Origin of the sequence: Paenochrobactrum glaciei (assembly GCF_039522165.1) — a bacterium.
Lineage (GTDB): Bacteria > Pseudomonadota > Alphaproteobacteria > Rhizobiales > Rhizobiaceae > Paenochrobactrum > Paenochrobactrum glaciei.
Genome location: NZ_BAAADE010000005.1, coordinates 158178 through 167759 on the forward strand (window position 1 = coordinate 158178; position 9582 = coordinate 167759).

9 protein-coding genes are annotated in these 9582 nt (G+C 49.6%); 3 read left to right on the forward strand and 6 right to left on the reverse strand.

Annotated features, from left to right (window positions below; all coding sequences use genetic code 11):
• Together ABDZ76_RS13215 and dut are read right to left on the reverse strand one after the other, a co-directional pair.
• Entirely contained in the window at nt 1-1242 is a 1242-nt protein-coding gene (locus tag ABDZ76_RS13215; protein WP_343806243.1) for an efflux RND transporter periplasmic adaptor subunit, read from the reverse strand.
• Between the two features lie 252 nt (nt 1243-1494).
• A complete protein-coding gene (gene dut, locus ABDZ76_RS13220) occupies nt 1495-1977 on the reverse strand; it encodes a dUTP diphosphatase (protein ID WP_343806245.1) in 483 nt (160 codons plus the stop codon).
• A gap of 274 nt (nt 1978-2251) precedes the next feature.
• Between dut and ABDZ76_RS13225 the strand changes: the two genes are divergently transcribed.
• Nucleotides 2252-3049, forward strand: coding sequence for a class II glutamine amidotransferase (locus ABDZ76_RS13225; RefSeq protein ID WP_343806247.1), 798 nt, complete (start codon nt 2252-2254; stop codon nt 3047-3049).
• 20 nt (nt 3050-3069) lie between these two features.
• On the opposite strand, the gene mbfA is transcribed toward ABDZ76_RS13225, so the two are convergent.
• A complete protein-coding gene (gene mbfA, locus ABDZ76_RS13230) occupies nt 3070-4053 on the reverse strand; it encodes an iron exporter MbfA (protein WP_343806249.1) in 984 nt (327 codons plus the stop codon).
• Nucleotides 4054-4251: 198 nt separating this feature from the next.
• Complete coding sequence (locus ABDZ76_RS13235) at nt 4252-6420, reverse strand: malate synthase G (RefSeq protein ID WP_343806251.1); 2169 nt, start codon at nt 6418-6420, stop codon at nt 4252-4254.
• 203 nt (nt 6421-6623) lie between these two features.
• Between ABDZ76_RS13235 and ABDZ76_RS13240 the strand changes: the two genes are divergently transcribed.
• Together ABDZ76_RS13240 and ABDZ76_RS13245 are read left to right on the forward strand one after the other, a co-directional pair.
• Nucleotides 6624-7274 carry a DNA-3-methyladenine glycosylase family protein gene (locus ABDZ76_RS13240; protein WP_343806253.1) on the forward strand — a complete coding sequence of 217 codons (651 nt, stop codon included), beginning with the start codon at nt 6624-6626 and terminating at the stop codon, nt 7272-7274.
• 234 nt (nt 7275-7508) lie between these two features.
• Complete coding sequence (locus ABDZ76_RS13245; RefSeq protein WP_184222413.1) at nt 7509-8066, forward strand: HNH endonuclease; 558 nt, start codon at nt 7509-7511, stop codon at nt 8064-8066.
• 7 nt (nt 8067-8073) lie between these two features.
• Here the strand turns inward: ABDZ76_RS13245 and ABDZ76_RS13250 are convergent, their stop codons facing one another.
• Both ABDZ76_RS13250 and ABDZ76_RS13255 read right to left on the reverse strand, forming a co-directional pair.
• Nucleotides 8074-8607, reverse strand: a complete 534-nt coding sequence (locus ABDZ76_RS13250) for a disulfide bond formation protein B (RefSeq protein ID WP_343806256.1) — start codon at nt 8605-8607, stop codon at nt 8074-8076.
• Between the two features lie 16 nt (nt 8608-8623).
• Nucleotides 8624-9214: a YqaA family protein gene (locus ABDZ76_RS13255; protein WP_343806258.1), complete on the reverse strand. Its 591-nt coding sequence runs from the start codon at nt 9212-9214 to the stop codon at nt 8624-8626.
• Nucleotides 9215-9582: the final 368 nt, after the last annotated feature.

Here is a 9582-nt window from a genome sequence, read left to right on the forward strand (position 1 = left end):
TTAGAACATACCTGGTCTGCGATTATTTCTGCGGTTTGCACCGGCTTGATCAGCCGCCGCATTACTGATGACAACAGTGTCACCATCTTCGAGGCCGCTTAAAACCTGCGCCTGTACACGGTTGCGGATGCCGATTTCGACACTCTTTTCTTGTGTTGTGCCGGAGGCTGTCATCACGGTGACTGTGGTGGACGGGCCAGTTTTACCGTCTTTGCCGCGCGGGCTTTCTTTGAGCGCTGATGTTGGCACCAGAACGGCATCTTTGGCGCTGTCCTGAATGAAATAGACTTGCGCACTCATATTGATCTTTAATTCGTCATCCGGGTTGGGTACATCAAAAAGTGCATAATAAAGCACCACATTGTTGAGCACTTCCGGTGTTGGTTTGATCTGGCGCAACTTGCCCTGATAGCGTTTGCCCGGCTGGCCGAGCAGGGTGAAATAAGCATCCATGCCGATTTTGAGGCGGCTGATATCGGCTTCTGAAACCTGTGCTTCCACACTCAGCATGGTGAGATCAGCAACGGTGACAACAGTTGGCGCGCTCTGGACGGCATTGAGTGTTTCGCCTTCTTTAGACGGTTGCTCAACGATGGTGCCATTCATCGGGCTATAAATTTTTGTATAGCCAAGATCGACTTTTTCACTCTCGACTTGTGCCTGTTGCTGGCGGATCTGTGCACGCAGCGATTTGACATCAGCTTGCGCAATTACCAGATCGGCATCGGCTTGATCGACCGTTGCCTGCGAAACACCGCGGGTGGATAATAAAGCACGCTGACGGTCAGCATTGAGCTTTTTGATTTTTGCCAGCGCTTCACGGCTGACCAGCTGTGCTTCCAGATTGTCTAATTGAGCGCTGCTCATTTCAACGCGCTTTTCAATGGGAGCGGGGTCAATTTCAGCCAGAAGCTGACCTTGGGTGACTTCATCGCCCACTTCAACTTTTACCGATTTTAACTGGCCGGAAACTTGCGCGCCGACATTAACGCTGCGTAAGGCTTTCAATGTGCCAACTGCGGTGATGGCGTTTTCAATGTCGCCGCTCACAACCTTTTGTGTCAGTTGCGCAGTCGCCCCTCCGTTGGAAGCGCCTGCACTTTGCCAATACCAGACAGCACCGCCTGCCAGCACAGCGGCTACCAGTAACCACTTGATATAAGAGGTTTTACGGGCAGATTTACGTTTTTGAGGTGCTGCTTTAGCGGCACCTGATGTGGTGATAACTGGCTGGTCGTTCATTGAGCGGAAAAAACCTTATGAAATACTTGTAGACCTTCATAGCAGAGATAATGGCTATTAAAGGGTTCTGCATATGTTGCAAATATGAGTTTTTGGCACACCTATAACGATGTGCAGTTTAAAGATTTGATTTTATTAATGAAAATGTCTTTGTGAACGTAAGTTTAAATATATTTAATGTTGATTTCAGACGCAGATATACCGGCAAAAGCGCGAAAATAATGCCTTTTGCCGGTATTTTTTGGTTTTTAATCAGGCAGTGCCGGTTGAGCCAAAGCCGTTTGAACCGCGCTCTGTTTCGCTGATAGTGGTGGTTTCAACGATTTTTGGTTGGATAACAGGTGCAAAAACCGCCTGCGCAATGCGCATACCGCGTTCGATGCGGAAATCATCGTCGCCGAGATTGATCAGCAGGATTTTAATTTCGCCGCGATAATCGGAATCAATAGTGCCTGGTGTGTTGAGACAGGTGATGCCGTGCTTGAATGCAAGACCCGAACGCGGGCGGATCTGTACTTCATAGCCTTCCGGAATTTCGAAAACGAGACCGGTTGGCACCAAAGCGCGGCGACCCGGCAGCAAAACGATCTGACGATCGGTTGGCACGGCTGCGCGAATATCCATACCTGCAGAACCGCTTGTTTCATAGCTGGGCAGATCAAGGCCAACGGCGCTCTCAAGGCGAATAATATTTAACGTCGGCTGAGACGCTGTGGCGGATGTAGAATTGGTCATGGGGGAGGCCTTTCCATCAAAGGAGATGAACTTGAGGTCGCTCATAACGTATATAGCGCTAAACTTATATCAGAAAGACGCGCGAGGTGAAGAAAGCCCAGAACTTTTTTCGTGTTAAATTTTTTGTGTCCTGATTTTACAGTATTTTTGCCATTTTTGTCTGGAAATTCTGAGCGCAGATCATGGCTCCCGCAACTCATGGCTGAAAACATGGGGGCTTGGCGTGTCACGCGAAGCATGATCTTATGTAAATGATTTAATCTGGATCAAATCAATGTGCCGTTGGGCTGCTTATCTCGGACCTGAAGTCTATCTGGAAGATATTATTGCATCGCCTTGCCATTCGCTGATTGTGCAAAGTCATGAAGCAACACAGGCTAAAACCCGCACCAATGGTGATGGTTTCGGGGTTGCGTGGTATGGCAACCGCACCGAGCCCGGCCTTTATCGGGATATTTTGCCGGCATGGTCGGATCAGAATTTAAAAAGCATTTCCCGCCAAATCAGATCACGGTTGTTTTTAGCCCATGTGCGCGCTTCAACCGGTGGCTTGACCAGCCGTTCCAATTGCCATCCGTTTGTGTCGGGACGCTGGAGCTTTATGCATAATGGCCAGATCGGCCATTTTGAACATTTGCGCCGCCGATTAGAGGCGCATCTGTCAGATGATATTTATATGCAAAAGCATGGCACGACAGATTCGGAACTGATTTTTCTGCTGATGCAGCAGTTCGGGCTTGATCAGCAACCTTTAGCTGCTTTGCAGCAGGCAGTTGCTTTGATTGTTGCGGAGGCGGAGAAGGCCGGTGTGCCGCCGTTTTTGCGTCTCACAGCGGCTTTTTCAGATGGCAACCAACTGCATGCGATCCGTTATGCAACGGATATCTATGCGCCGTCGCTTTATACCAAAGCACTGTCGGATGTGTCGGGCATGTGTGTGGTGTCCGAGCCACTGGATGATGAGGCGGATAATTGGGTTGCAGTACCCGCCAATAGTTTTTTGACCGTTGCGCAAAACGAACAGATTGTCATCCGTCCGTTTGCGCCTGACATTTTGGCTAAAACCGCCTGATTAAATCTTGTATGAGCTAATCAGGCCGAACCGATGAGCACACCGGCGGCGAAAACAAGTGCGCCGCCCAAAACCACCTGAAAAGCTGCTCGCAGGAATGGTGTTTCCATAAAGCGCTTCTGGATATAGGCAATCGCCCACAATTCCACGAACACGATGAAGATTGCGAGATAGGTCGCTGTCCAGAAATCAGTGATCAGATATGGCAGCGCATGACCAAGACCACCAATGGTGGTCATGATACCGCTGGCAAGACCGCGCTTGATCGGCGAACCACGACCCGACAATTTACCATCATCATGGGCAGCTTCGGTAAAGCCCATCGAAATACCTGCACCCACAGAGGCAGACAGGCCGATGAGGAAAGTTTGCCATGTATCTTGGGTGGCAAAAGCGGCGGCAAAAATAGGCGCAAGGGTTGAAACCGAGCCATCCATCAAACCGGCAAGACCGGGCTGGATATAGGTCAAAATCAGCTGTTTACGCTCGGAGGCTTTTTCTTCATCCTGAACGCTAAGCGGGGTGAACTCCGTTTCAAGCTCAATGGCGCGGTGCTCGTGCTTTTTCTCGTCTTGTGCAAGGTCGCCAAGCAGTTTGCGGGTACCGGCATCGGTTACATTTTTTGCAGCTTCAATATAGAAACGATAAGCTTGCTCTTCCATTTGTGCTGCTGTTTCGCGCACTTTTTCAATGCCGAGCGGGCGCACCAGCCAATCCGGTTTGCGGTCATAATAGCCGCTGACATGCTCACGGCGAATAAGCGGAATATTATCACCAAAACGGCGGCGGTGCTGTTCGATCAGGCTGTCACGATGGCCATGTTCTTCTTCTGCCATTTGTTCGAAGATTTTCGCAGACTGCGGAAACTCTTCCCGCAATCCATCTGCATAAGCCAGATAGATACGGGCATCATCTTCTTCAGATGAAATAGCGAGTGCCAGAATTTCCTGTTCGGAAAGGGAAGCAAATGAGCGGCGCGAAGAACGAAAAAAACGTGACAGCATGACAAACCTATAATTTAGAATAATTCTAAATTAGTGATTACTGGTTACTATGTCAATGGTTTGCGTGCTCGAGAAATGCTGGTGAAGCGATGAGCGGAGAAGAAAAGTAACCGGCAAGCGCATATGCTTCAAACACATAAAGCAAAAGCCCGGAAACGAGTGTTTCCGGGCTTTTCAGATGAGAGAATGCGGGTTTTATTAACCGGCAGCTTTCAGTTCCAGACGGCGGGCATGGAGCACAGGCTCAGTATAGCCGTTTGGCTGTTCTCGACCCTTGAACACCAGATCACAAGCGGCCTGAAACGCGATTGACTTGTCAAAATCGGCTGCCATCGGGCGATAAAGCGCATCGCTTGCGTTCTGCTTATCGACGATTGCCGCCATGCGTTTCATGGTTTCCATGACTTGTGCTTCGGTCACCACATTATGGTGCAGCCAGTTGGCAATGTGCTGCGCAGAAATACGCAAGGTTGCACGGTCTTCCATCAGGCCGACATTGTTGATGTCCGGCACTTTGGAGCAGCCAATGCCCTGATCGACCCAGCGCACGACATAACCCAAAATACCTTGGGCATTATTGTCGATTTCAGCCTGAATATCTTCCGGTGTCCAGTTTGGACGGGTTGCAACAGGCACGGAAAGAATGTCTTCCAGCTTGGCGCGCGGGCGCTTTTTCAACTCTTCCTGCACAGCCGCCACATCAACCGTGTGATAATGGGTGGCGTGAAGGGTTGCAGCTGTTGGTGAAGGAACCCAAGCGGTGGTGGCGCCAGCTTTCGGATGGCCGATTTTCTGCACCAGCATTTCTGCCATCAGATCTGGCATGGCCCACATGCCTTTACCGATTTGCGCGTGACCGGAAAGACCACATGCCAAGCCGATATCCACATTGGAAGCTTCATAAGCGGCAATCCATGCAGATTGCTTCATGTCGCCCTTGCGGATCATCGGGCCTGCTTCCATTGAAGTGTGCATTTCATCGCCGGTGCGATCAAGGAAACCGGTATTGATGAAAACAACACGTTCTTTGGCAGCGCGGATGCACTCTTTCAGGTTGATGGTTGTGCGGCGTTCTTCATCCATCACACCCATTTTCAGCGTATTCGGCTTCATGCCGAGCATTTCTTCAGTGCGGGTGAAAAGTTCGCTGGCAAAAGCCACTTCTTCAGGGCCGTGCATTTTTGGCTTAACAATATAAACCGACCCGGCGCGCGAGTTCATGTGACGACCATTTGGCCCGACATCATGCAGCGCAATCAGGCCGGTGAAAGCAGCATCCATAATGCCTTCCGGCACTTCATTGCCGTCTTTGTCGAGAATGGCCGGATTGGTCATCAGATGCCCAACATTGCGCACCAGCATCATGGAACGGCCTGGCAAAGTGAGCGCGGAACCATCAGGTGCCGTGTAAGTGCGGTCAGCATTGAGGCGGCGGGTAACTGTCTTGCCACCTTTTTCAAAGCTTTCTTCCAGCTTGCCGTTCATCAGGCCGAGCCAGTTGCGATAAACGGTGATTTTGTCTTCAGCGTCCACTGCGGCAATGGAATCTTCACAGTCCTGAATGGTACTGAGTGCTGATTCAAGCACAACATCAGCAATATGCGCCGGATCAGTTTTACCGATCGGATGGTCTGCATTAATAATAACATCTGCATGCATACCATTTTTGGCAACCAGCACGGATGACGGGTTGGCAGCATCACCATTATAGCCTTTAAACTGGCTGGCATCTGCCAAGCCGGTTTCACCAGCAGCAGTGGTGACAACAAGTTTGCCGTCTTTAATGCTTAAAGCGGTAACATCCGCCCATTTGCCTTGTGCAAGCGGGGTGCTCTGGTCGAGGAAGTTTTTCGCCCATGCAATAACCTTGGCGCCGCGCTTTGGATTATAGCCGCCGGATTTTTCTGCGCCATCCTCTTCCGAAATCGCATCGGTGCCGTAAAGCGCATCATAAAGCGAACCCCAACGGGCATTGGCGGCGTTAAGCGCGTAACGGGCATTCATCACCGGCACAACCAGCTGCGGTCCGGCCAGTTCAGCAATTTCCGGATCAACATTGCTGGTTGAAACTTTGAAATCTTCGCCTTCCGGCAGCAGATAGCCGATCTCTTTCAGAAAGTCCTGATATTCTGCCTGAGTGTAGGCTCTGTCGCGATTGGCTTTATACCAGGCATCGATCTGTGCCTGCATTTCATCACGCTTTGCCAAAAGGCTACGGTTTTTAGGCGCCAAATCATGAACGATTGCCGAAAAGCCTTTCCAGAAAGCTTCTACTGACACATTGGTACCGGCAATGGCTTCTTTTTCTAAGAATTCAGCCAGAGCAGGGGCAACCCGCAGGTTTTCAATCTCGACATAATTGGTCATGACAGGCTCTCCGATGTAAATGCTAAAAGGTGACTTATAAAAAGTCTTATCCACTTGAAGCGTTTCGGCGGGCTTTCGTCAATATATTATAGATGAACATCATTTGTGACGTTATGGAATAAATGGCATGCCTATATATAAGTGATGCACCGTTTCGGCGCTGCTATATAAAGGCTTACAATGATAAGCGGAGTTTTGAGCAATTGCGTATCGATACGATTGAAGATGTAGAGACAGGCTTGGAAGCTTTGCTACAGCTCGACCCGCGGCTGCAAGTTATTCGTGATTATGCAGGGCAATTGCCATTACGGCGTAATCCGGCTGGTTTTGAAAGCTTAGCGTCGATCATTGTTGGTCAGCAGGTTTCCATTGCCAGTGCGGCGGCGATCTGGGCGCGCTTCAAACAGCATATTAATCCGCTGACACCGGAAAACTATCTGGAGCAGGGGGCAGAGGTTTGGAAACTGACCGGATTATCGCGTCCGAAGCAAAAGACATTTCAGCATTTATCGGCTGCACTGATTGAGGGACAGCTGGATTTGCCGTCCTTAACCACAATGCCGGTGGATGATGCGATGGCTCAGCTCACCGCCATTCACGGTATCGGCCCTTGGACGGCAGAAGTTTATTTGCTTTTTGCCGAAGGGCATGTGGATATTTTTCCGTCCGGAGATGTGGCTTTGCAGGAGGCGGTTGCGCGGGCGTTTGGTTTTGACAGCCGGCCGAGTGCAAAAGAGTTGAGCCTTTTGGCTAAAGACTGGTCGCCTTGGCGCGGGATCGCAGCGCGCTTGTTTTGGGCTTATTATGCGGCTTCAAGAGGCAAAGAAGCGGCACCCGTTATGTCTGTTATGTGAGATTTACATCACTTGACCACATATCTGTGTGTGATTGCAGCTCTTTTTCGTTTTTTGCTTCACATTTCTGTAACACCGGCCTTACATTATCACTTCAGGTTTCTGCTGGGGCGGTTCCTATTTAGTCGGTAGTTAGCGAGCCGTTCTACGTTTTATTTCTGCGCGTTTTTGTAACCCATCACGCTTCATTTAGCACGATGGTGAAATGCTTGATAGAACTGTAGGAGGTGTTACTTGACTATAGCTGTTTCTCCCAACGGCTTGCCGGCATTGGTGCTGAATGCGGATTACAGGCCGCTCAGTTATTACCCTTTATCATTGTGGTCATGGCAGGATGCGATCAAGGCTGTGTTTCTTGATCGGGTGAATATTGTCGCTGAATATGAACATGAAGTGGCATCGCCTTCATTTTCCATGCGGCTACCCAGTGTGATTTGTCTGAAATCCTATGTGAAGCCGCCGCGTTATCCGGCTTTTACCCGCTTTAATGTATTTTTGCGCGATAGGTTTGAGTGCCAATATTGTGGCTCATCGCATGAATTGACATTTGATCATGTTATTCCGCGTTGCCATGGTGGTGAAACCACATGGGATAATATTGTGGCGGCTTGTTCGCCGTGTAATTTCAGAAAAGGCGGGTTGATGCCGGCTGCTGCCAAAATGTGGCCGCGTCAGAAGCCCTATCAGCCGAGTGTGCAGCAATTGCACACGAATGGACGGTTATTTCCGCCCAATCATGTGCATCAAAGCTGGCTCGACTTTTTATATTGGGATGCCGAGCTGGAGCCGTAGTCTATATTCAAGCCTTGCGGGTAGAAAACGCGCCAAAGAAACCGATAGCAGCAAACAATACGCTTGCCAGAATGTTCCAGCCCGGAAATGACAGGCCGAGGAAGTGTCCGGCAGCTTCATCACATGCAGGCGGGCGGATCTTATTGATATTGCCAAGCAGGCTGCCTGCTTCGGTGGTGATCGACATGGATGCGGTGCTGCAATCTGCAGGCCCCGGCCAATATTTTAGTTCCACGCCGGTGTGATAAATCGCCAGCATCAAGCTATAGCTCATCAGCAATGCACCAATCAGCAACAGCACGCGGGTTAAAACTGGTGACCACTTTGCTTTGGCAAAAAGAAATGCAGCGGCCATCAGTGGAATGCCAATATAATAAGGCGTGCGCTGCTCAAGGCACAATTTGCATGGCATGAAGCCGCCCCAATGTTCAAATGCCAATGCGGTTCCGACCGTGCCTGCCATACCAATAAACAAAATGGCGGCTGTCGCGGTCTGGATTTTATCCACCGGATGATTGAGTGCTTTAAGGCTGAGGCTCATTTTTATACTCTTGTTCTTAAGCGTGGAAATATTTTACCGCGAAGAAAAGTGCGATCAATATGGCAGCAGCAAGGCCAGCCAGCATTCCAAGACGTTTTTCGATAAAATCACGAATAGGTTCACCATAGCGTTTTAAAAGCCAGGCGAGGAAAAAGAAACGGGCGCCGCGTGCTACAATCGCAGATGCAATAAAGAGCCAGATATTCACACCTGCCGCGCCGGACAGAATCGTTACCACTTTGATCGGCGGCAAATGCGAAAGGCCCGATGTAATCAGCAGCAGCAGAATCGTATCGGCGCTGGTGGTGCCGCGCAAATGTTCAAACGAATCCAGTTTGCCATAAAGTTCGAGCACTGGTTTGGCGACAGCTTCATAAGCGTAATAGCCCAAAAACCATCCGGCAATCCCGCCAAGCACGGAAGCAACTGTTGCGATGAACGCATAACGCCAGGTTTTATTCGGTTTTGCCAGTGCCATAGGAAGAAAAAGCACATCGGCAGGAATCAAAAAGACGGAGCTTTCAACAAAAGCGATGATGGCCAGCCAGTATTCGGCTGATTTTTTGGCAGCAAGAGAGATGGTCCAGTCATAAAGGCGTCGCAACATAGTATGGGTCTCGGATTGAAATCACCTTTCACCCGTAGTGAAAAAACATGAACCAAGCAAGGAAAGCTTGAAATGGCCGCTCTTGAAGGCTGAAATTTGTCCCCTATATATAAAGTGTAGAAATTAGCCCTGAAATCACCGTCGTTTCGATTCCTTTCTTGGTTCTGTTTTTTGGTTTCGTTTTGGTTAATTTTGTTAGTTTTCCCTGTTGAAAAGAATTTTTGATTTTTTGTTAGATTGTCGTTGACAGTTTTAGATTGGTTGCCCTATAAGGCGAACAACGAGGGCGGCGGCGCTGCTAGCGGCAGGAAGCTTCGTCCTTAAGAGTGATTGATCAGTTGCGAGATTGGTTGATTGTTCGGCGGTAA